Genomic DNA, 21,178 nt, shown 5'->3' with positions numbered 1-21,178 from the left:
CCTCACTGGCAAATTTTCAGTGAGGGGGTTTCCGCTATGCAAGAACAGGTGCACCCTTTAGGGTAATAACTGTACCAGCCTTGCCATCTATCGCATTAAAAGCCTGGTCTAAGGAGGTAATAATGGTTTTCCGTTCTGTGCTCGTTGTGGCAAAGTTGATGGCTGCTTGAACTTTAGGAAGCATACTCCCCGCCGCAAAATGGCCGCTTCTGATATACGCCTGCAGTTCCTCTATACTTATATCTTCTAATTTTTTTTGGGTTGGTTTATTAAAATCAATATAGACATTGTCAACAGCAGTAAGAATAATTAAGGCATCGGCATCGACTAATTCAGCCAGCTTTTGCGAAGCAAAATCTTTATCAATTACTGCCTCGACGCCAAGTAAACCGTTGTCTGTTTCAATGACAGGAATACCCCCGCCGCCTACAGAAATTACAATGTTTCCTTGCTCAACAAGGGAATTAATTACCGAATGCTCACGAATGCTGACGGGTTGAGGGGATGGAACAACCCGGCGCCAGCCCCGGCCAGCATCTTCCTTAAAGATCATCTCCGTTTCAGCCATCAATTTGGTTGCTTCCTCTTCGTGGTAAAAAGGTCCAATTGGTTTTGTTGGATTCAAGAAGGCAGGGTCATTTGGGTCAACCACAACACGGGTGACAACGGTCACGACATTTTTCTCCATTCCGCGTTCTTTCAACACCTTATCCATCGCGTTTTGCATCCAATACCCAATCATGCCTTGGCTCATCGCACCACAAGTATCAAGCGGCATAGCTGGATTTTTAACAGAATCACAAGCGGCCTGCTGTAATAATATATTTCCCACTTGCGGACCATTGCCATGGGAGATAATAATATCAATCCCTTTTTCAATAAAGTCCACCAGCTGCCTGGCAGTCTTTTCAAGTGCTAGCTGCTGCGCATGTGCTGTTGCATCACCTGATTGAATTGCATTGCCGCCTAACGCTATCACTATTTTTTGTTTTTTCATCTATGAATCGCCCTCTTTTTGGCTAATTTTTTGTTGGTTTAAAGTGGTTTATTCCGCTTTTCTAATTCATTATCGTTGCAATGCTCATAATTACCATAACGATTACCGATAGCACTACTACTAACTTCCAAACATGTTTTAAGTACGTGCTATATGGAATCCGTGCAATGGCAAGGGCGCCCATAATTACAGCGCTTGTTGGGGTAATCAAATTAACAACTCCGGAAGCACTTTGATAGGCGGTAATCACTAAATCTCTGCCCACCCCAGCAAAGTCGGCTAATGGTGCCATAATTGGCATAGATAATGTCGCCAGTCCAGATGTGGAAGGAACAAGGAAGGATAATGGCAAGTAGAAAAGGAAAGAGATGTTCGTAAATAGAACAGATCCCATATTTTCTAACATACCTTCGCCCCAGTGAAGGACAGTGGCTGTCATACCGCCAGCATCCATGACAACAGTAATCCCGCGTGAAATTCCTATAATCAGGGCAACGCCCAATAAATCACGTGCTCCATTTACGAATGTACTAGTAAACTCTAATTCTCCCATTCTGTAAATGATGGCAATAATGATTGAAGATGTTAAAAACAGCATTGTTAATTCGCCAAACCACCAGTCACCCAGCGGCATGATACTGCCCAGTAATTTACCAATGAATGGAACCTTTCCGACTGCATTTGTCATATCTTCAAAAAGAGTAATATTAAATTTATAAGCCCATGGGATTACCCCTAAAATCATCACGACGAAGGTTAACCCAAACACCCAAAGGACGGCTTTATGACGGCCAGTAAATTTCACTTCTTCAGTTGATTGAGTTAAAAAATGCTGCTCATTTTCCACTTTCATATTGGCAATTAATGATTTAGATGAATCATCTTTTACCTTTTTCGCATAGCGCATGACAAACCAGATGGTCACGATTAACGTTGCAACAAGGATGATAAGGCGAAGTCCCATCCCATCACCAATCGAAACGCCGGCAAATCCGGAGGCAATACCGGTTGCAAACGGGTTAACCGTTGAACCTAAACATCCGATCCCTGCTCCGAGCGCGATAATCGAAACGGCTGTTAAAGCATCATACCCAGCTGCAATTAACACAGGAATCAGGATAGGATAGAAAGCAATGGTTTCTTCTGCCATCCCATAGGTTGAACCGCCAATGGCAAAAAGAACCATTAAGATGGGGATCAGCCACTGCTCTCGGCCTTTTAATTTTCGAATCACGCGGGTGATCCCTGCATCAATAGCACCCGTTTTCATAACCACACCAAGGAAACCGCCAATCACTAGAACGAATAACGCGATATCTTTGGCATCAAAGAATCCATTAATTGGAGCGTTGAGGACTTCCCATAATCCTTGTGGTGTTTGTTTAGCTTCTGCGAGTTGTTGGTACGTTCCGGCTACAGGAATTTGTTGGTCGGTTGCTTTATCAACAATGGTATCGTAATGACCACCTGGAATAACCCAGGTTAAGGCAGCAATAACAACAATAATCATAAATAACAATGTATAAGCGCTTGGCATCGTCAACTTTTTCATAAAAATTCCCCCATAAGTTATAGATAAAATCTATCGGGTTAATTGGTAGATGGCTTTTGCATAAATAAGCATGGCTTTAAACATTTGCTCTAATTCGATGTGCTCATTTGGCTGATGTTCTGTTTTTGTCTGTTTGGGAAAAATAGCACCAAATGCTACGAAGTTGTCCATGGCTCTTGCATATGTGGCTCCACCGGAAGAGATTGGTTCTGAAACCAAATCACCGGTTACCTCTTGGTAGACAGACATTAATGTTTGAATTAAAAAGTGGTCTTTTGGTACATAGATTGATTTTAGATAATCAAATTCTTTATAGGCGAGGCCATACTTCTTTGCTGCATGTGAAAGGGTATCAACAATGACCTGTTTATCCACAGTCACAGGAATGCGGATATCTATAGATAGCCTTTCGACTTCTTCCGTTAACTCAATTTTTCCCACATTGAACTTCAATTTACCTGAAACGTCATCCTCAAGTTCACCAAAAATTTTTACAGCAAACGGATCTTCGTTGATGAAATCCGTAACGAAATCAATGGCTTTAGACGTGTAACCAACTTTCTTCAATCCCATTACCAAACGGTTAATCGCATTTATTCCTTTTTCCGTTACTTGAGCATGAACAGCCTTTCCAATAACAACGATTTCATTTTCAGTTGTGACAAAGGAGAATCCTAACTCATTCAAGGCAGCTTTTAACTCTTGTTTCCCTCCTGAATATGAAGCGGTGTCAGGCACCGCATTGAATGAATTGCCAGCTCTGATTCGGAGGTCAGATTCATTTTTCCCTTCTAATTGCACCTGCAGTAAACCTTTTTCGGCATACACGAGCGGAAAGACAGAGTCAGGGGCAAAGCCCATGCTTGGAATCTCTTCCAGTTCGCAATAGTGATTCATACAGCGCCATAATGTTTCTTCATCTGTGCCAAAAATAAATCGAACTCTCTTAGGAAAAGAAACGCCTAGATTCATTAAAGCTTTGACAGCAAAGAGTGCGGCAAGTGTCGGGCCTTTGTCATCTTGGGTTCCTCGGCCATACATGTTTCCATCCTTGATTATTCCTTGAAATGGAGGGGTATTCCACTCTTCACTACTGCCTGCCGGAACGACGTCAAGATGTCCAAGGATACCAATCATTTCAGTCCCGTCCCCAATTTCAGCGTAGCCGTAATAGCCTTTTGGGTCATAATACGTCTGAAACCCCAGTTGTTGGCAAATCACGAGTGTTTTTCGAAGGGCTAAGTCTATATTCTTTCCAAATGGACCATCACTCTCATTTTCATTAATTACACTAGGAATTTCGATTAACTGCATCAATGCTTGATGATAATCGTTTTCTATTTTTCGAAGTTCTGATAATAAAGCTTCGGTGATGTTGTCCATGCTAAACCTCCGTCATTTCTGGTTATTTAGTTAAATGATCTTACAGTGCCCGTCGAAGGAAGAAGATCAGTCAAACGGGACCTGTGAACCTCTCATAGTGCCCGTCAAAGGAAGAAATTCAGTCAAACGGGACCTGTGAACCTCTCATAGTGCCCGTCGAAGGAAGAAGATCAGTCAAACGGGACCTGTGAACCTTTCATAGTGCCCGTCGAAGGAAGAAGATCAGTCAAACGGGAACTGTGAACCTCTCATAGTGCCCGTCGAAGGAAGAAGATCAGTCAAACGGGACCTGTGAACCTTTCATAGTGCCCGTCGAAGGAAGAAGATCAGTCAAACGGGACCTGTGAACCTCTCATAGTGCCCGTCGAAGGTAGAATATCAGTCAAACGGGACCTGTGAACCTCTTACAGTGCCCGTCGAAGGAAAAATTTAGCTCCAACGGGCACTTTGAACTTCTAAAGGAAAGTCATTTACTCTATATGCCCCAGCGTTGCTGCCATCACAGCTTTAATCGTGTGCATTCTGTTTTCTGCTTGATCAAACACTTTGGAATGTTCGCTGCGGAATACCTCATCGGTTACTTCCATTTCGGCAAGCCCATGTTTCTCATAAATGTCTCTGCCGTAAAGCGTTTCTTGGTCATGGAAGGCTGGCAGGCAGTGAAGGAAAATCATTTTGTCGTTGCCTGTTTTATTCACCAAATCCATCGTTACTTGATATGGAGAGAGAAGGGCAATTCTTTCCGCAAACTTCGATTCTTCTCCCATGGATACCCATACATCTGTATAAATAACGTCTGCCCCAGCAACACCTTCTGCGACATCGGCTGTAACTGTTACACGACCACCTGATTGCATTGCTAAATTTTGTGCCAATTCTACAATTTCAGGGGCAGGGAACAAAGATTCTGGCGCGCAAATGCGAACATCCATCCCAACTAGTGCTCCGCCAACTAACAGGCTGTTAGCCACATTATTTCTACCGTCGCCAACATAGACAAATTTAATTCCTTCCAGACGGCCAAAGTTTTCCTTCACGGTTAAGAAATCGGCGAGAGTTTGGGTTGGATGCCATAAATCGGTTAAGCCGTTCCAAACCGGAACACCAGAATGTTCTGCTAACATTTCTACCTTTTTGTGTTCAAAACCGCGGAATTCAATGCCATCAAACATCCGGCCTAACACCTTGGCAGTATCTACAATCGATTCTTTTTTGCCCAGTTGGATATCGTCTTTTCCTAAATATTCAGGGTGTGCGCCAAGATCGACACATGCAACCGTGAAAGCGCAGCGCGTGCGAGTAGAAGGTTTTTCAAATAGTAAGGCGATGTTTTTCCCTTCTAAATAACGGTGAGGAATTCCGTGTTTCTTCTCATCTTTTAATCGCATCGCTAAATCTATTAAATAAACAAACTCTTCCTTTGAAAAATCTTTTTCACAAAGAAAGCTTTTTCCATAAAAATTAGGGGCAGTCATTAACATTGTTATCATTCTCCTTATTATTAGTTAGATTTGTTATCTACAAATTTTTTAAATCTTCTCGAACAATCGGCATGCTCATGCAGCGTGGGCCCCCACGGCCCCGTGACAACTCTGAACTTTGAATTTCAATTACTTCGATTCCATGCTGACGTAATAAATCATTGGAGATATAATTTCGGTCATAGGTGACCACGACACCCGGGGCAATCGCTAAGGTATTAGAACCATCATTCCATTGCTCACGGGAAGCCGCGATTTCATCCCCGCCTCCGCATGGGATTAAGATTAACTCGCTAAGATGTAAAACATCCTTTAACGTTTCTTGAAGATTGGTGCGATGTGTGATGTTGACATGTTCATCATCGAACCCTTTTTCAAGAATGTAGATATTCATATTGCCTTGAGGTCCTTGGATTTCAGGATGGATCGTAAACTTATCGTAATCGACCATGGTAAAGACTGTATCTAGATGCATGAAAGCTCGGCATTTTGGAATTTCAACTGCTACTACTTTTTTAATAGAGCTTTGTCTTCTAAATAAGTTAAGGGCTAGCTTTTCAATGGCACGAGCAGAAGTACGCGCTGAAACACCTATTGCAATGACTTCATCACTCAGAACAAGTTCATCACCGCCTTCAATCGAAAAGCCGAAGTCACGGTCGAGCCAGACAGGCACATCATGACCGGCGAAGCGCGGATGATAGTTCATAATGTATTGCATGAATAACGATTCGCGGCGCCGGGCGGGTTCACGCATTCTGTTAATCGACAACCCGTTTCCAATGCTTGCAGCTGGGTCTCTCGTAAAATAAAGATTGGGCATTGGGTCTAGGTAAAAAGGATAGTGGTCTTCCATAAATTCATAGAGATGCGATTTTTTCTCTGGTTCGATCTCTCTTTTAAGGATTCCACTCATTACTTTGTCAACCATGTCTGCGGTAGAAAAAGAGAGTAAGTACTCTTTTAACACCTTTGCTGCCCCGTTGACATTGGCCTTGCTTTCTCGTAAAATATCATCAACAAATTGTTTTTTTATGTCTACATTGCTTAAGGTTTCAACAACCAATTTTTCGAGGTATAGAACTTCTATGCCTCGGTTTTTTAATGTTTCGGCAAAATAATCATGCTCTCTTTGGATAATTGGTAAATAAGGAATATCATCGAATAAAAGTCTTTGTAAGTATTCAGGTGTTAGATTTTCAACTTCCTTTCCTGGCCGTTTTAATAGAACCGTTCGTAACGTACCGATTTCAGAAGTAACATGGATCGGGTGCTTTAATTTTGCAGGGACTTCCCGTTGCGAAGTGAGTTCAGCAATACTGTTCATCCTTTTTCCTCCTCTTTCCTAAATATCCTTGCTACACCTTCATTCTACGCAATGTAAGCCTTTTCTTTTGTAAGATCCCTTACAAACAAAATGTAATAATCTTAACGTTTTTTTGTCGAGTCCATAAATTAAATCGTATAAATATGTATAGATTCATACAAAGGGTTCAGATTCAAAGGTAGAAGCTTGAATAATAGTTGGATGTCATATTATGTTCACAGATAAAGTTCTAAAATTATGAAAATTCATAACGGTCAATCAAAAAAGCTGACTCACTAGAGCCAGCTTTTTGGTCTTAACTATATTTCTTTAAAATAATCGGGATAATGAAACCTAATTTTTTTAGCAGTATTGGAAATGATTTTTTCTCTCTTTAATTGGTTGATTAAGAGACTAACGGTTTCCCTCGTTGTCCCTGAGATTTTAGCAATGTGGGCTGCAGTCAGAGGGCAGGGAATAACGATTTCTGTACCATCCCGCACACCTAAATCATCCATTAAATATTGCAGGGAATGCAGCACGCGTTCTTGCGCATTGGGAATAAGGATTCGCTGTACACGTTTCTGATGAAGATTCAGAATTTCTGAGAGTTTATTAATAATAAACAGTAATTGCTTTGGCTTTGTTTTTAGGAGTTCCTCTAGGACATGGGTTTGGATAAAGTATAAATGCACGTCAGTAACGGCTATCGCTGTATCCTGGTAAATCTGATCCTGAAAAATTCCTCCATAAGGGAACATTTGATTTTTTTTAATGAAATCTAAATAGAGCATACTGCCTTCTTCACTAGCGCGTTCATACATAACATAGCCATCAAGTAAAAAAAAGATTTTATCCCGCGGGTCTCCCTGCATAAAGAGACATTGGTTCTTTTTGTAGCTTCTAAAATAAAAATGAGGTAGATAGGATTGTAATGTTTTTGTGGTTATGTAAGAAAAAACATCAAATTGCTGTAAATCAGCAAGCACATCCATTTTTATCACATTTGAGTTGAGCACCATGGTCTCTCCTTTCCGTGTGAATGGTATTGAATATTAATCTTGAAGTAGATCAATTTGCTGCTTGATTCTTTCAGACTCTTCAGGGGAACGGCAGATAATTAAACAGGTATCATTTCCGCAAATGGTTCCCGCTTTACCTTCTAGTTCAATGGAATCAAGCAGTGCCCCAAAAGCATGGGCATGTCCAGGCAGTGTCTTAATAATCACAAAATAGTTAATAACCTCCATACTAATAAGAGCATCCCGCAATTTATGGCGAAGCTTTTCAGATATGACATACTCCTGATCCATTTTAAAACTATACTTTAAGCTGCCATCCTTTGAGGGAACCTTGATCAGTTTAAGCTCACGGATGTCTCTTGAGATCGTTGCCTGGGTTACCTGTAAGCCGCTATCGGTAAGCCATTGTCCAAGTTCTTCCTGTGTCTTAATCTCTTGCTCAGAGATCAATTTCGAAATCGTTTGCAATCTCATCTCTTTATTCATATGGCAAACTCACTTTCTATAAGATTCCTCATTACCATCATATTGCCAATGACGCTTAAATGGTATGTATAAATCGTGAACTTACCAAATATCAAGGTTTAAGTTTGCAGGCATCCTTTTGTCAAGAATTAAAATGAAAAAATTAGCAAAAAAAGATTCCCCCCAAAAAGAGAAATCCAGTTAAAAGCATAGTAAAAATAGAGATGCAACGGCTCAAGCTAAGACATAGCCGTGCAGCAAAGAAAGCACAGTAAGAAATAGGAGACTGCTAAAGATTGATACTGGCCATTTGAGATATCGGTTAGGAATGAATGAAAATAAAAATGAACTCAATAGACTGAACCAGGTGATTACCATTACAATAAGTAAACTATCGATCACATAAAACGACAGTTTTCCCCAATAGGTCAACACTCCAAGGATGCTGCATAGTAACAGTGGTATAAGCAAATCTTTTACATGCATGACGACTGGTTCATTTTTTGAATCAATCACTTTTGTTGAAAGCAATGGGTAAAGGAAATATGGCAGGGCAAAACCAAAACAAATGCCTGTTATCAATCTTCTGATATTATTGCTCTCAAATAAATGGGCGTAGGATCCAGCACCATCCAACATCATTGAACTCATACATAATAAAAGGAAAAAACTGACCTTAATCGATGGAATCGTCAGGGGTTTGTTTCGTTTGAAAAAAAACAAATAGGCTAGTGTGGAAGAAATACCCAGGTAAATACCAGTATCCCGGGCACACACGGAAAGTGTTTGGCCCGAGATTTGGAGTGAACGATCTATAAGTTGATGGCAAATGGCTTTTCCAAAGAAATGTAGTAGATATAAAGTCAACGAACATCACTCCAATAATCATGAACCCAATTCATTTAAATGAATTGGGTTTTTACTTTTTAAATAAATATAAAGGGCGCTTCCGCTTTTCTTAGTAGCCCGACATAAAAGGTGCAAAGGAGAAGGCGGAAAGTGCAAACCAACAGATACAGCTTAATACGGTGACACCGATGGCAATTATTAAACAGTTTTTTCCTACGGCTTTCTTTTCAGGATCCTGATCATTCATCCAAATAATTCCTAAAATAAGTCCAACAATAGGGATAAGGATTGATAAAATGTAGAATAATGCTTTTTGACCACCTGACATAAATTTCACCTCCATTTATATACAGGACAACACAAAACAGGAAAAAGGAAAATCTCATACAATGATATGTATGACATTCCATAAAAGATTTTGCCTGTCCTGCCTTTTGAAATTTCTGAATTATTTTTTTTGGTAACCACCATTTTTAGGTGATTATTGGTATAATAGATTGGTAAAAAGTTGTAAATTTTCCAATCGAAAAACAGAAATATTTGTCTATACTTGTCAAAGTAACTGATTTAATAGTTTTGTAATATTTTTAATAAATTTGTAACAAATGGGCGGGTAAATCGTCTATAATAAAAAAAGGAAAAAACATCAAAGAGGGTATGTACCATGGGGAACCGAAAAAACGGGTGGTCTAAAGGGGCATTAATCGTTATTATTGCGATTGGATTCTTGTTTGCAGGAATAATTGTGAGCAATTATTTTCAGGCCAATGCGGCAAGTAAACCTATTAATCATCAAAAAAATGAATCTATCAATCGGGCGTATGCGAAAGGTCTTGCCCCAGAGACCATAAAGAGAGACACAAAGGATTTAAATCAGGAAAAAGAAATAATCCAGCAACAGCAGGAGAAAGCTAAACAGTGGGTGAATAAGCAAGACCGTGAGAATAGCAAAGGGCAAACAGCTGCCACAGAGCCCGACGTGCAGCAACCTGCCGCGAATGATCCAGAATCACCACAACCACAAACTAAGGAGCCAGATCAGAGTCAGCCTAATCAAACGACTACTCAGCCGGCTAACGCTGCCTCTGGTGCAAAGAAAACGATTTATTTAACTTTTGATGATGGGCCATCGGCATATTCCGGTGAAATTATCGCCAATTTAGAAAAATATCATTATAAAGCAACCTTTTTTATGATTGACGGTAATATTCGCAAGTATCCTGAAGCAGTAAAATTAATGGTTCAGTCTGGTGAGACGGTAGGTCTCCATAGTGTTTCACATAATCCAAAGATTTTTTATGCGTCAGCGGATTCAATTATTGCTGAATTAACGCAAAATCGGAACACCTTGAAAGAAATATCAGGGGTTGATTCCTATATTATGAGAACACCGTATGGCAGTGTGCCACATATGACAGCCGAGTATAGACAGGCGGTTCATGATCAAGGATATTTGATGTGGGATTGGAATATTGACAGCAGAGACTGGGATTATAGAGATGCCAGGTATGTCAATAGTGTTAAAGAACAGTTAAACAGAATGGCCAACCATAATGGGCCGATTATTATACTATTGCACGAAAGAAAAGAAACCTTAGCTAATTTGCCACAGCTCCTAGATTACCTAACTAGTCAAGGATTTGAAGGCAAAGCGATCGATAGCTCCATGCCCCCATTTCAATTTAAAAATTAAAAACAATCTATTACGGACAAAATAGATATATGTTTGATATAATTAGTCTGTATTCAAAATATTTTCTAATCTTTTACTAGTAAATTAATGGGGTTTGATAATTACCTATGATAAATAAACTATTGCAGAGCAGCGGATTTAAAAGGATATCTATTTTTGTATTTATTGCGCTTATTTTATATGCGATGAGATCCATGATTAATTTGATTTTACTTACCTTTATATTTACTTTTTTAATGGACCGTCTTGTTCAATTTATTGAGAAGAAGATTCCGCTTAATCGTAAATTGATTGTGGTCATTTCATATGCATGTATTGTTGGTTTACTGTCGTATTGTTTAGTCATGTATCTGCCGATGATTGTTGGGGAAATTACCGCACTCATCAAGCAGCTAACCGCTTTTTACACATCCAAGCATGACAATATTATTTTAAATTATTTGGTTAGTCGAATAGAGGAAGTTCAGATCTCAAGTTATTTGGAACAAGGTTTCACGTTTTTAATTAAGTACTTCACTGATATAAGCAGTATTACGTTACAAGTATTACTTGCGTTGTTGCTTAGCATCTTTTGCTTATTAGAAAAACCACGGTTAATTGAATTTACAAAGAAATTTAGAACAAGCAAAATTTCTTCTATCTATGTAGAAATTGAATTTTTTGCTCATAAGTTTGTAGGAACATTTGGAAAAGTAATTGAGGCTCAACTAATCATTGCCTTAGTAAACTGTACGCTTACAACTATTTTTCTATGGTTATTGGATTTTCCACAGCTTGGCGGGCTGTCGATTATGATTTTCATATTAGGTTTAATCCCTGTTGCAGGGGTAATTATTTCCTTAATCCCGCTCATTATCATCGCCTACAGTATTGGCGGCATGATTAAGGTGTTGTATGTGGCAATTGCGATTGCGATTATTCATGGGATTGAGGCTTATATCTTAAATCCTAATTTAATGAGTTCAAAGACAAATCTGCCTGTTTTCTATACATTCATTGTCTTGATATTCTCTGAGCACTTTTTTGGTGTTTGGGGTTTAATTATTGGTATTCCAGTGTTTGTCTTCCTATTGGACGTTTTAGAAGTGACGGATAGTAAAAAAGTTTAATGAAAAAGCCCATCCAATGGGCTTTTTTTGTTATTCTAAAAGTAAATAGAAAACAAGGAGAATGTTACGGATGAGCGAATGCAAATTAAACCACTCGAAGGAAGATGTAAAAAAGAAATACGAATCTCAGGAGACCTTTTTACCTGAAGAAATGAAGATACTCTTCAATTATTTTTTTGAAAAGGATCATACACAGGAGCTCTTAAATGAAGTGTTTCATCTTTTGAAGAAATACGATTTGGCATCTGAGGATGAACAAAATGAAAGAAATAAACGTTTATACAGTGTCTTGAAACGCGCGTAATGAACATGCTACATGAGGGGGCCGGGGGTTATTGCTCGTGGCCTTCACTGTTAGAAAATACTTTCATGAAATAAGTAATTTTAGAAAATATTAATGAAAAGCGATCTAATTTTATAAAGAGAAGAGGATTCGATGGGAGAAATAGTACAATTATTAAAACGTGGAAATAAATCTGCCCTGCTTGCAGCTGTGATTAATACGATTATTTCGGTCATAAAGGGCGTTGCCTTTATGTTCACAGGTAATGTCGCGATGTTTGCCGAAACCATGCACAGTCTTGGAGATGCGGCCAATCAGTTCTTTGTCTTTGTCGGTTCGGCCTTAAGTAAGAAGGCACCAACGGAAAAGTATCCGAACGGCTTTGGGCGGTTAGTAAACCTTGTGCTCCTTGGGGCGGTTTTAATTGTTGGCATTATGGCTTTTGAAACAATAAAAGAAGGATACCATCATATTATCCACCCCACAAAATCGGGAGGATTTTTGATTAATATTAGTGTTTTAGTTGTGGCTACCCTTCTTGAAATGTTTGTTTTATTCAAAGCAATGAAAGAAATATTACATGAGGTTGAGGTCGAAGCAAGCGGATTTAATGTATTTTTTAAAAGCTTAGCTAATTTGGGGAAAGCAAAACCAGCCACAAAGCTTGTATTTTTGGAGGATTCTGTAGCCACCTTAGGCGGATTATTAGCTATTATTGCTGTTGTCATTGCCCACTACACAGATTTTCATCAATTAGAGGGAATTGCCTCCGTCCTTATCGGTGCAATGATGTTCTTTGTAGTAGGGAAGGTCTTTTTAGATAATGCTGCCGGGGTAATCGGAATAGCGGATGAGGAAATGGAAAGCCGCATTGGTTTGTTGGTAATGAATGATCCTGATGTAAAGGATATTCAAGACATTACCGTCATCAAAGAAGGCGAAGACCTGCATGTAGAATTAGAAATTGAAATAGACCCAACGATGACGGTTGCTGAAGCTGATGATATTAAAGACCGTCTTGAGGAAAGAATCATGGCTGAAAAGGGAGTTGTTGATGTTACGATTGAGATTGATGAAGAAGATGATGTCATGACGTGGCAAGTATCGAAAAAAGAAGAGGTAACAAAGAAATAATGGAATAGATATGCATGACTACTGTTAAACATATTCTAGGTTCGCGGAGATTTCCGCGAACCTTTTTGCACCTAAGAAGGAGTAAACTTATTCCCATGGTTTATGGATGGTAAGAATATTGGCTAGTTCTTTACTGCTTTTTCGATGTTCCTTACGTTTTTCTGCCCGTTCTTTACCCGTTTCATAAAGCTTTTTCTCTTCCTCTGTTTCGGGAATAATCCCAGGAACCTTGGTTGGTTTTCCATGTTCATCTAAAGCTACAAAGGTTAAAAAGGCTGTAACAGCAATTTTTCGATCACCAGAAATTAGATTTTCGGCAATTACTTTGACGAAGATTTCCATTGATGAAGTCCCTGTTGAAGAGACAAAGGTTTCAATACAAACGGAATCCTTTGGTGTGATAGGGCTAAGGAAATCTACCGAATCAATTGAGGCCGTGACACATTCTGCTCGAGAATGTCTTGTTGCTGAAATTGATGCGATCATATCAATATCACTGATTAACTTTCCACCAAATAAGGTGTTATGGTTATTCACATCATTAGGAAAAATCCTGCTTGTTCTCACTACTCTTGATTCATTACACGTTTTTGCATTCATCAGAATTCCTCCTGTTGTTTTTAATATTTTGTCCAATATCGTCATTTTGTTCCTTGGATTTAGTTAAAATGTGACAAATGTGGTACATTACATTTATATCAATTTTTGGTGAGGAGGTAAATAAATGAGTTTACAAGCGCAAATTATGAAGGAGTTACATATTTCTCCAACCATTCAACCACAACAGGAAATTCGGAAGCGAATTGATTTTTTAAAAAATTATCTGCTAATTACAAAAGCAAAGGGCTTTGTCTTAGGAATCAGCGGCGGTCAGGACTCGACACTAGCTGGGCGGCTTGCCCAAATCGCAGTGGAGGAACTGCGAAAGGAAGGAAAAGAAGCCCTATTTGTTGCTGTGCGGCTTCCATATGGCATCCAACAGGATGAGGAAGATGCCAAACTTGCATTAGCATTTATACGTGCAGACCGGGAAGAGGTTTTTAATATTCAAGGGGCAGTAGACGAAGTTCAATCGGAGTATAACAGCAGTATTAAAGGTGAGCCTTTAAGTGACTATCATAAAGGGAATGTAAAGGCGAGAATGAGAATGATTGCTCAATATGCAATTGGCGGTATGGAAGGGCTGCTTGTCATAGGGACCGATCATGCAGCTGAAGCTGTAACGGGTTTTTACACCAAATACGGGGATGGCGGTGCCGACGTTCTTCCGCTCACTGGCCTAACCAAAAGACAGGGCAAAGCTCTCCTTAAAGAGCTTGGAGCAGACGGGCGCCTTTATTTAAAGGTACCAACAGCCGACTTACTTGACCAAAAACCAGGGCAGGCAGATGAAACCGAATTAGGAATTACTTATGATGAATTGGATGATTATTTAGAAGGAAAAACTGTCTCTGAAGAGATTGCAGAGAAGGTCGAAAAACGCTACATGGTGACTGAACATAAGCGGAGACTTCCGGCCAGCATGTTTGATGAATGGTGGAAGTAATTTGAGGGGAGGGACTGTCAGATAGATGGCAGTCTCTTATATTTTTACATCTCAATTGGTATGGTAATTTTTATCAAAAAATTCATAAAAACGCTACAACTAAACTCGTTTCCCTTCATAAACAGACTTTATAATGAAAATAAATACCTGTGATGGGAGGATGCATGAATGAAATTAACGGAAACTAAATTTCTAATGTTTTCAGTGTTAGCTATTTTCTTCCTAATGGCCATCCATTTATACCAGTCACAAATCATTTCCTTCTACAACCCTGCAAATTATATTGGATTTCATACACTTTTGGAAAGTTTTAGCATCTCCATTTCGGCAGCAATCTTCCTCTACGGGTTAAAGAGTTATGGTACAACTCATTCCGCTAAGATGCTCCTGTTATCCTATACATTTTTCTTGATAGGAACTCTTGATATGTTTCATTCATTATCCTATAAAGGAATGCCGTATTTTTTTACAGACAGCTCGGTTTCAAAAGCTACTTGGTTTTGGGTATCAGCCAGAATTGTACAATCTATTTTTATTCTAGTCTTTATCATTTTTCCTGATAAAAAGTTGAAGAGAGATTTTCGTTTATTGATTTTTCTAGCAGGTATCATCTCAGCTGCTATCATTTTGTTTATCATTATTTGCTATGGAAAAAGCCTGCCCGTCCTTGTCGTGGAAGGAAAAGGGACAACAATTTTAAAAAATGGACTTGAATATGCCATCAGCTTTATTCAATTTATCTCTTTGGTTGTTACCCTATACCAATACTCCGGAGAAAAACGTGAAGCAAAATTGTCATTGGCTCTAGCTTTTGTTTTCTTACTTTTATCAGAACTTGTCTTTACCATTTATCAGAGTGTCTTTGATCTTGACAATTTTACAGGACACATTTTTAAAGCGATCGGATTTTACTTTATTTTGAAAAGTTATTACTTTCCTGATCAAGAGAAGGTAAAAAGTGAACAAGATAGTTCGCAGAGGTTTAAGGGATTGCCTGGGTTTATTTTTACAGCGGATAAACAAGGAGGCGAATTTATCCTTACACATAGTGAGGGGGAATTACTTGAGAAGATGGGGATCAATCATCAGGAATTGACCGGTGAACCAATCTCAGAGGTGTTTTCACCCAATAATAGAACTTTAAATGAATATTGCCGTTTAGCGGTCAGCCTGCAGGAGAGTATCCGGTTTGAAATCAATTTCAAAGGAAAAACCTTCCTTATTTCCATTAAACCATTATTGGAAGAGGACGAAAAAACAGTTATAATTGGTATGGTCATAGATATGACTGGAGTGGATCCAGGTATTGTTCCCCGAAACACTCTGCAGGAAGAAAAGAAAACTTTTCATAAAATAGTCATGTAATCAATGGTTGATTGATTGCATTTTTTTTTGACTTTTTTTATTGTTACTACTTTTGTGAGATAGAAATTTCCATTGACATAAATTGACGTAGAACTTATATTTAGTAAGGTTGATTTATAATTATGCATACTGAATTTAGAACATAATACTATCTTAATATAACTTCATCTTAGAGGGGGGTACTCTGTGGGAAATTCAAATAAGTTAGGATTGTGGGTATTAACAGCCCTTGTAATTGGAAATATGATTGGCTCGGGAATTTTTATGCTGCCACGCTCATTATCAGAAGCGGCAAGTCCAGCAGGTGTAATCGCTGCATGGCTAGTAACAGGTTTTGGGGTTTTAACTTTGGCCCTTGTCTTTGGAAACCTTGCGACACGGAAACCAAACTTAACAGGTGGACCACAGATTTATGCTAAAGAATTATTTAAACCAGGTTCACATGCCTCCACATTATCTGGGTTTATGTCAACATGGGGTTACTGGGTTGGAAATCTATCAGGAAATGTGGCCCTGATTACAACCTTCGCTAGCTATTTATCGACATTTTTCCCCATTTTGACAAGCCGAGCAGAGTGGTTCACAGTGGGAGGCTTCACCGTTCAGGTCGGCAATGGACTTAGTTTCCTAGTGTGCAGCTTGTTACTATGGGGTACTCACTTTATTATCCTGCTTGGCATGGAAAGTGCAGGGAAAATAAACTTTGCTGCAACTGCAGCTAAAGTGGCCGGATTTGTTTTATTTATTGTGATTGGCTTATTTGCCTTTCAAAAAAGTAATATTCTTCCGTTTATGGCACCCAGAATGGATGAGTCGGGTCATGCGATTGGTATTATGAGCCAAATAAAAGGGGCAGCCGTTAATACATTATGGGCGTTCATTGGCGTTGAATCGGCTATGGTGTTTGCCTCTCGTGCAAGAAGAAAAATTGATGTAAAACGGGCAACGATTCTTGGATTATTTATTGCACTTGGTATCTATGTTGGTATTAGTACACTCGTGATGGGAATGTTAGATCAAAACACACTCATTCATTCAGATAAACCGTTAATTGATGCCATTCAATCCGTTTTAGGACCTATTGGTGGAAAACTATTAGCTGGTATTGGATTGATTAGTATATTTGGATCAGCAATTGGCTGGATCATGTTAAGTGCGGAAGTTCCTTATCAAGCAGCAAAACAAGGAGTGTTTCTTCCTGCTTTCTTAAAAGAAAATAAGAAAGGCCTGCCATTGTTTTCGCTGATTGTCTCAAATGGTATTGGTCAACTATTCATTTTTTCTATTGTTTCAAAGTCTATTTCCGGTGCATTTGATTTTGTCATTGTGATCGCAACGTTAGCTTATTTAGTACCGTATCTAATTTCATCTGTTTATCAGCTGAAATTAGTTGTCACAGGTGATACCTATAATGGTGTAAAAGCAAGAGTGACGGATGGAATTGTTGCTCTAGTGGCAACCATTTATTCCATTTGGGTCATTATTGCAGGTACGGCAGATATAAAAACATTCACTTGGGGAATGATTTTACTGGCGAGCGGAATCCTTTTTTACAAACCAATATTAACAAAAAGAAGAATGGCAGCAAAAGCAGAAGCAAAAAGGGCATTATCCGCTTAACCTATCAGATTAGCTGATAGGTTTTTTTTGTTGAAGTCAGTTTCATTGGGGTATACATGATTATGTACTGGCTGGGTAAGATAATCGTAAATGGCTTAAATGAGGCAATAATTAATAGGGGGATTGAAAAATGAAGAAACTTACGATGCTTTTTGTTCTCTTACTAAGCTTTATGTTGATAGTGTCTGCATGTGGGAAAGATGATGAGAAGGCCAAGAAAGAGGATGAAAAGAGAGCTGCCAACACGAAAAGTGCGGATAACAAAGGCAAAGATAACCAAGATTTATTAAAAAAGATTCAAGACGATGGAAAAATAACCATCGGGACTGAAGGAACTTATTCTCCGTTTACCTTTCATGATACGAGCGGAAATCTAACTGGATTTGATGTTGATTTAGCAAAAGAAATCGCGAAACGACTTAATGTTAAAGCAGATTTCAAAGAAACGCAGTGGGATGCCATATTTGCAGGACTAGATGCCAAACGTTTTGATATGATAGCAAACGAAGTAGGAATACGTCCAGACCGTCAGAAAAAATACGATTTTTCCGATCCATATATAACCTCAGCGGGTGTTCTCATTGTTCATAAGGATAATGACAGGGTGAAAAAGTTTGAAGATATTAAGGGGTTAAATGCAGGTCAATCGTTGACCAGTAACTATGGTGAAACAGCAAAAAAATATGGAGCTAATATTGTAGGTGTAGAAGGCTTCCAGCAAGCCGTTGAGCTGCTTGCACAAAAACGGGTGGATGTAACCATTAACGACAGACTTACTTATCTAGACTATAAAAAGCGGAAGCCAGATGCGCCGATTAAGGTGGCTGCGACTGCTAATGATGCTGCCTCGAGTGGATTTATGTTTAGAAAGAATAGTGATACGCTAGTGGATGCCGTGAATAAAGCATTAAAAGATATTGTCGACGATGGCACTTATAAAAAAATCTCTGAGAAATGGTTTGGTGAAGATGTACTTAAATAGTATTTTTACTGATCCAGATAGAACTGCGAAATTAATGGATATTGCAAAGAGTTCCCTTCAGCCGCTGCTGGAGGGGGCTGTTTTTTATACAATCCCATTGACTTTGATTACATTTGTCATTGGCCTAATATTGGCAATTCTTACGGCCTTAGCTCGTATTTCTCAGGTGAAAATCTTTGAAATCATCGCTAGAATATATGTTTCGGCGATTCGTGGGACACCATTATTAGTGCAGTTATTTATTATTTTTTACGGCTTGCCCAATCTTGGCGTGACACTAGATCCATACATCTCTGCAGTGATTGGCTTTTCATTGAGTGTTGGAGCATATGCTTCAGAAATTATCAGAGCGGCCATTATATCGACGCCAAAAGGGCAGTGGGAGGCGGGGTATTCGATTGGTATGACCTATTCTCAAGTATTAAGAAGAATTATACTTCCACAAGCGGCAAGGGTGTCAATTCCGCCTTTATCAAATTCGTTTATCAGTCTTGTAAAAGATACCTCATTAGCCTCTTTAGTATTGGTAACGGAAATGTTTCGCCGTGCTCAGGAGATTGCTGCAGCGAATTATGAATTTTTATTGGTGTATTCAGAAGTAGCACTCATTTATTGGGTCATTTGCTTTTTCCTTTCCGTTATTCAAGGGTACTTGGAAAAGAGACTAGACCGCTATGGGTCCTAATTGGCGAAAGGAGTGTTACGATGATTTCAATTAATGGCTTATATAAGCAATTCGGACAGTTAGAGGTTTTAAAAGGGATTGATTTAAACGTAGAAAAGGGGAAAGTGGTAGTGATTATCGGGCCATCCGGTTCTGGGAAGACCACCATGCTTCGCTGTTTAAATGTGCTCGAAACACCTACGAAGGGGATTATATCGATTGAAGGTAATAGTCTTGATTTTTCAAAACCTGTTCCGAAAAAGAATATTGCTTCCTTTCGCCGCTTAACCGGGATGGTATTTCAAAGCTACAATTTATTCCCTCATAAAACTGCCTTAGAAAATGTGCTGGAAGGTCCGCTTGTTGTTAAAAGGGAGAATAAAGAAGCTGCCCGCCAAAAAGGACAAGCCCTTTTAGAGAAGGTGGGGCTTGGGGATAAACAAGACTATTTTCCTGCCCAGCTTTCAGGCGGCCAGCAGCAACGTGTTGGGATAGCTCGAGCTTTAGCAATGGAACCTGCGGTTATGCTGTTTGATGAACCAACCTCTGCGCTTGATCCAGAACTTGTGGGTGATGTATTGACAGTCATGAAGGATTTAGCCGCAGAAGGAATGACGATGATTGTGGTTACCCATGAAATGCGCTTTGCTCGTGAGGCCGCCGATGAGGTAATTTTTATGGATCAAGGTGTTATAGTCGAGAAAAATATCCCAGATGAAATATTCACCAATCCAAAAGAAGAACGGACAAAGAAGTTTTTGAATATGATTCAGTAAGGTGCTGTAGCGTAGATGGCTATGGCACTTTTTATTTGCCTGCTAACCGCCGATTGCAGTTTCTCGCGGATAGAAGATAGTTATCCGCCGAATGGAGCATGCTATCCGCCGATTGGAAAGGGTTATCCACTGATTGGGGCGCGTTATCCGCCGATTGGCGCACGAAAACAAGAAATATTAAATATTCACAGACTCTTCTTAAATACATAAAAGGAAATAGTCGATTTATGTAGAAAACATATCTATACACAGTAAATTTTTAGAAAAAAGGTGAAACTTTCCCATAACTTAAACGTATGTAAGTTAAGTACATTGGAAGGGGTCGATGCAGATGGATGAGGAGTGGTGGAAATCAGAAATGGAAATAACCCTTTTAAATTGAACAAAAAGGATTGATGCACATGGAACCATTTAGCATTCCTTTAGAGACGATTTATTTATACGGCCTTATTATTTCAGGTGTTTTAACGGTTTTATATGTCCTATTTGCGGATGTATTTCATTTTCATGGAGCAGGAGACGGGCTGGATTTCCTTAATCCTGTTTTAATTTTTGCTTTTCTAACTGTTTTATCCGCAAGCGGCTATCTGTTTGAAAGGCTGTCATCTTTGCATTATTTACTTATTTTAGGAATCTCAGCAATTGCTGCATTTATACTGGTTACACTCCTAAATGTCTTTGTACTCGTGCCATTATCTGCTGCGGAAGAGTCACTTGTCTACAAAGAATCAGATTTACAAGGCCGTATTGGAAAGGTCATTACTTCGATTCCAGCTGATGGATTTGGCGAGGTAATGATTGACAGTACAAGTGGACGAATCGCCAAACCAGCGTCAAGCTTTGATGGAGATTCTATTCCTAATGGCACAAGCGTGCTTGTGGTTCAAGTCAAAAATGGTGTTCTTGAAGTGACGGTACATCATCAATTAGAGAGTTATCTATAAAAGGGGG

General features: G+C 39.2%; 22 protein-coding genes. 12 read left to right on the top strand and 10 right to left on the bottom strand.

Going from position 1 to position 21,178, the window contains the following annotated elements; genetic code table 11:
- Nucleotides 1–34: 34 nt before the first annotated feature.
- From arcC to AC4E8C_RS19765, 9 genes are all read right to left on the bottom strand, one after another.
- Nucleotides 35–997 (bottom strand): carbamate kinase, encoded by a 963-nt coding sequence (gene arcC, locus AC4E8C_RS19805; RefSeq protein ID WP_490208345.1) that lies wholly within the window; start codon nt 995–997, stop codon nt 35–37.
- 61 nt (nt 998–1,058) lie between these two features.
- Nucleotides 1,059–2,549, bottom strand: coding sequence for a YfcC family protein (locus AC4E8C_RS19800; protein WP_490208344.1), 1,491 nt, complete (start codon nt 2,547–2,549; stop codon nt 1,059–1,061).
- A 30-nt stretch (nt 2,550–2,579) separates the two neighbouring features.
- Nucleotides 2,580–3,932 (bottom strand): M20 family metallopeptidase, encoded by a 1,353-nt coding sequence (locus AC4E8C_RS19795; RefSeq protein WP_490208343.1) that lies wholly within the window; start codon nt 3,930–3,932, stop codon nt 2,580–2,582.
- A gap of 470 nt (nt 3,933–4,402) precedes the next feature.
- On the bottom strand, nt 4,403–5,413 hold the full coding sequence (argF, locus tag AC4E8C_RS19790; RefSeq protein ID WP_490208342.1) for an ornithine carbamoyltransferase: 1,011 nt from the start codon (nt 5,411–5,413) through the stop codon (nt 4,403–4,405).
- 37 nt (nt 5,414–5,450) lie between these two features.
- Nucleotides 5,451–6,740, bottom strand: a complete 1,290-nt coding sequence (gene arcA / locus AC4E8C_RS19785; RefSeq protein ID WP_490208341.1) for an arginine deiminase — start codon at nt 6,738–6,740, stop codon at nt 5,451–5,453.
- A gap of 299 nt (nt 6,741–7,039) precedes the next feature.
- Nucleotides 7,040–7,741 carry a Crp/Fnr family transcriptional regulator gene (locus AC4E8C_RS19780; protein ID WP_490208340.1) on the bottom strand — a complete coding sequence of 234 codons (702 nt, stop codon included), beginning with the start codon at nt 7,739–7,741 and terminating at the stop codon, nt 7,040–7,042.
- 33 nt (nt 7,742–7,774) lie between these two features.
- Nucleotides 7,775–8,227: an arginine repressor gene (gene argR / locus AC4E8C_RS19775; protein ID WP_490208339.1), complete on the bottom strand. Its 453-nt coding sequence runs from the start codon at nt 8,225–8,227 to the stop codon at nt 7,775–7,777.
- 213 nt (nt 8,228–8,440) lie between these two features.
- The gene (locus AC4E8C_RS19770) at nt 8,441–9,073 is read right to left on the bottom strand and encodes a DUF2085 domain-containing protein (RefSeq protein ID WP_490208338.1); all 633 of its coding nucleotides are present in this window, start codon (nt 9,071–9,073) and stop codon (nt 8,441–8,443) included.
- Nucleotides 9,074–9,164: 91 nt separating this feature from the next.
- Complete coding sequence (locus tag AC4E8C_RS19765; protein WP_490208337.1) at nt 9,165–9,383, bottom strand: hypothetical protein; 219 nt, start codon at nt 9,381–9,383, stop codon at nt 9,165–9,167.
- Between the two features lie 336 nt (nt 9,384–9,719).
- Between AC4E8C_RS19765 and AC4E8C_RS19760 the strand changes: the two genes are divergently transcribed.
- From AC4E8C_RS19760 to AC4E8C_RS19745, 4 genes are all read left to right on the top strand, one after another.
- Nucleotides 9,720–10,748 (top strand): polysaccharide deacetylase family protein, encoded by a 1,029-nt coding sequence (locus AC4E8C_RS19760; RefSeq protein WP_490208336.1) that lies wholly within the window; start codon nt 9,720–9,722, stop codon nt 10,746–10,748.
- A gap of 107 nt (nt 10,749–10,855) precedes the next feature.
- Entirely contained in the window at nt 10,856–11,857 is a 1,002-nt protein-coding gene (locus tag AC4E8C_RS19755; RefSeq protein ID WP_490208335.1) for an AI-2E family transporter, read from the top strand.
- 70 nt (nt 11,858–11,927) lie between these two features.
- Entirely contained in the window at nt 11,928–12,161 is a 234-nt protein-coding gene (locus tag AC4E8C_RS19750) for a hypothetical protein (RefSeq protein WP_490208334.1), read from the top strand.
- A 132-nt stretch (nt 12,162–12,293) separates the two neighbouring features.
- Nucleotides 12,294–13,274 carry a cation diffusion facilitator family transporter gene (locus tag AC4E8C_RS19745; RefSeq protein ID WP_490208333.1) on the top strand — a complete coding sequence of 327 codons (981 nt, stop codon included), beginning with the start codon at nt 12,294–12,296 and terminating at the stop codon, nt 13,272–13,274.
- 87 nt (nt 13,275–13,361) lie between these two features.
- Here AC4E8C_RS19745 and AC4E8C_RS19740 read toward each other — a convergent pair whose 3' ends face one another.
- Nucleotides 13,362–13,874 (bottom strand): acyl-CoA thioesterase, encoded by a 513-nt coding sequence (locus AC4E8C_RS19740; protein ID WP_490208332.1) that lies wholly within the window; start codon nt 13,872–13,874, stop codon nt 13,362–13,364.
- Nucleotides 13,875–13,998: 124 nt separating this feature from the next.
- On the opposite strand from AC4E8C_RS19740, the gene nadE reads away from it, so the two are divergent.
- From nadE to AC4E8C_RS19700, 8 genes are all read left to right on the top strand, one after another.
- Nucleotides 13,999–14,820 carry an NAD(+) synthase gene (gene nadE, locus AC4E8C_RS19735; protein ID WP_490208331.1) on the top strand — a complete coding sequence of 274 codons (822 nt, stop codon included), beginning with the start codon at nt 13,999–14,001 and terminating at the stop codon, nt 14,818–14,820.
- Between the two features lie 168 nt (nt 14,821–14,988).
- Nucleotides 14,989–16,185, top strand: coding sequence for a membrane-associated sensor domain-containing protein (locus AC4E8C_RS19730; RefSeq protein ID WP_490208330.1), 1,197 nt, complete (start codon nt 14,989–14,991; stop codon nt 16,183–16,185).
- A 186-nt stretch (nt 16,186–16,371) separates the two neighbouring features.
- Nucleotides 16,372–17,805, top strand: a complete 1,434-nt coding sequence (locus AC4E8C_RS19725; protein WP_490208329.1) for an amino acid permease — start codon at nt 16,372–16,374, stop codon at nt 17,803–17,805.
- Nucleotides 17,806–17,935: 130 nt separating this feature from the next.
- Nucleotides 17,936–18,787, top strand: coding sequence for an amino acid ABC transporter substrate-binding protein (locus AC4E8C_RS19720; RefSeq protein ID WP_490208328.1), 852 nt, complete (start codon nt 17,936–17,938; stop codon nt 18,785–18,787).
- Nucleotides 18,774–19,472 (top strand): amino acid ABC transporter permease, encoded by a 699-nt coding sequence (locus tag AC4E8C_RS19715; protein WP_490208327.1) that lies wholly within the window; start codon nt 18,774–18,776, stop codon nt 19,470–19,472. The genes AC4E8C_RS19720 and AC4E8C_RS19715 overlap by 14 nt, the downstream gene beginning before the upstream one ends.
- A 20-nt stretch (nt 19,473–19,492) precedes the next feature.
- Entirely contained in the window at nt 19,493–20,227 is a 735-nt protein-coding gene (locus tag AC4E8C_RS19710) for an amino acid ABC transporter ATP-binding protein (RefSeq protein WP_490208326.1), read from the top strand.
- Between the two features lie 15 nt (nt 20,228–20,242).
- Complete coding sequence (locus AC4E8C_RS19705) at nt 20,243–20,437, top strand: hypothetical protein (RefSeq protein WP_490208325.1); 195 nt, start codon at nt 20,243–20,245, stop codon at nt 20,435–20,437.
- Between the two features lie 191 nt (nt 20,438–20,628).
- Nucleotides 20,629–21,171 (top strand): NfeD family protein, encoded by a 543-nt coding sequence (locus tag AC4E8C_RS19700; protein WP_490208324.1) that lies wholly within the window; start codon nt 20,629–20,631, stop codon nt 21,169–21,171.
- Nucleotides 21,172–21,178 lie beyond the last annotated feature (7 nt).

It is taken from the genome of Neobacillus sp. SRL179 (assembly GCF_984799095.1).
This window is presented reverse-complemented; position numbering and strand designations above follow the sequence as displayed.

Bases quoted from the DNA above. Each gene is read 5' to 3' on its own strand.
- arcC (WP_490208345.1), bottom strand. From the start codon at position 997: ATGAAAAAACAAAAAATAGTGATAGCGTTAGGCGGCAATGCAATTCAA.
- AC4E8C_RS19800 (WP_490208344.1), bottom strand. From the start codon at position 2,549: ATGAAAAAGTTGACGATGCCAAGCGCTTATACATTGTTATTTATGATT.
- AC4E8C_RS19795 (WP_490208343.1), bottom strand. From the start codon at position 3,932: ATGGACAACATCACCGAAGCTTTATTATCAGAACTTCGAAAAATAGAA.
- argF (WP_490208342.1), bottom strand. From the start codon at position 5,413: ATGTTAATGACTGCCCCTAATTTTTATGGAAAAAGCTTTCTTTGTGAA.
- arcA (WP_490208341.1), bottom strand. From the start codon at position 6,740: ATGAACAGTATTGCTGAACTCACTTCGCAACGGGAAGTCCCTGCAAAA.
- AC4E8C_RS19780 (WP_490208340.1), bottom strand. From the start codon at position 7,741: ATGGTGCTCAACTCAAATGTGATAAAAATGGATGTGCTTGCTGATTTA.
- argR (WP_490208339.1), bottom strand. From the start codon at position 8,227: ATGAATAAAGAGATGAGATTGCAAACGATTTCGAAATTGATCTCTGAG.
- AC4E8C_RS19765 (WP_490208337.1), bottom strand. From the start codon at position 9,383: ATGTCAGGTGGTCAAAAAGCATTATTCTACATTTTATCAATCCTTATC.
- AC4E8C_RS19760 (WP_490208336.1), top strand. From the start codon at position 9,720: ATGGGGAACCGAAAAAACGGGTGGTCTAAAGGGGCATTAATCGTTATT.
- AC4E8C_RS19755 (WP_490208335.1), top strand. From the start codon at position 10,856: ATGATAAATAAACTATTGCAGAGCAGCGGATTTAAAAGGATATCTATT.
- AC4E8C_RS19750 (WP_490208334.1), top strand. From the start codon at position 11,928: ATGAGCGAATGCAAATTAAACCACTCGAAGGAAGATGTAAAAAAGAAA.
- AC4E8C_RS19745 (WP_490208333.1), top strand. From the start codon at position 12,294: ATGGGAGAAATAGTACAATTATTAAAACGTGGAAATAAATCTGCCCTG.
- AC4E8C_RS19740 (WP_490208332.1), bottom strand. From the start codon at position 13,874: ATGAATGCAAAAACGTGTAATGAATCAAGAGTAGTGAGAACAAGCAGG.
- nadE (WP_490208331.1), top strand. From the start codon at position 13,999: ATGAGTTTACAAGCGCAAATTATGAAGGAGTTACATATTTCTCCAACC.
- AC4E8C_RS19730 (WP_490208330.1), top strand. From the start codon at position 14,989: ATGAAATTAACGGAAACTAAATTTCTAATGTTTTCAGTGTTAGCTATT.
- AC4E8C_RS19720 (WP_490208328.1), top strand. From the start codon at position 17,936: ATGAAGAAACTTACGATGCTTTTTGTTCTCTTACTAAGCTTTATGTTG.
- AC4E8C_RS19715 (WP_490208327.1), top strand. From the start codon at position 18,774: ATGTACTTAAATAGTATTTTTACTGATCCAGATAGAACTGCGAAATTA.
- AC4E8C_RS19710 (WP_490208326.1), top strand. From the start codon at position 19,493: ATGATTTCAATTAATGGCTTATATAAGCAATTCGGACAGTTAGAGGTT.
- AC4E8C_RS19705 (WP_490208325.1), top strand. From the start codon at position 20,243: ATGGCTATGGCACTTTTTATTTGCCTGCTAACCGCCGATTGCAGTTTC.
- AC4E8C_RS19700 (WP_490208324.1), top strand. From the start codon at position 20,629: ATGGAACCATTTAGCATTCCTTTAGAGACGATTTATTTATACGGCCTT.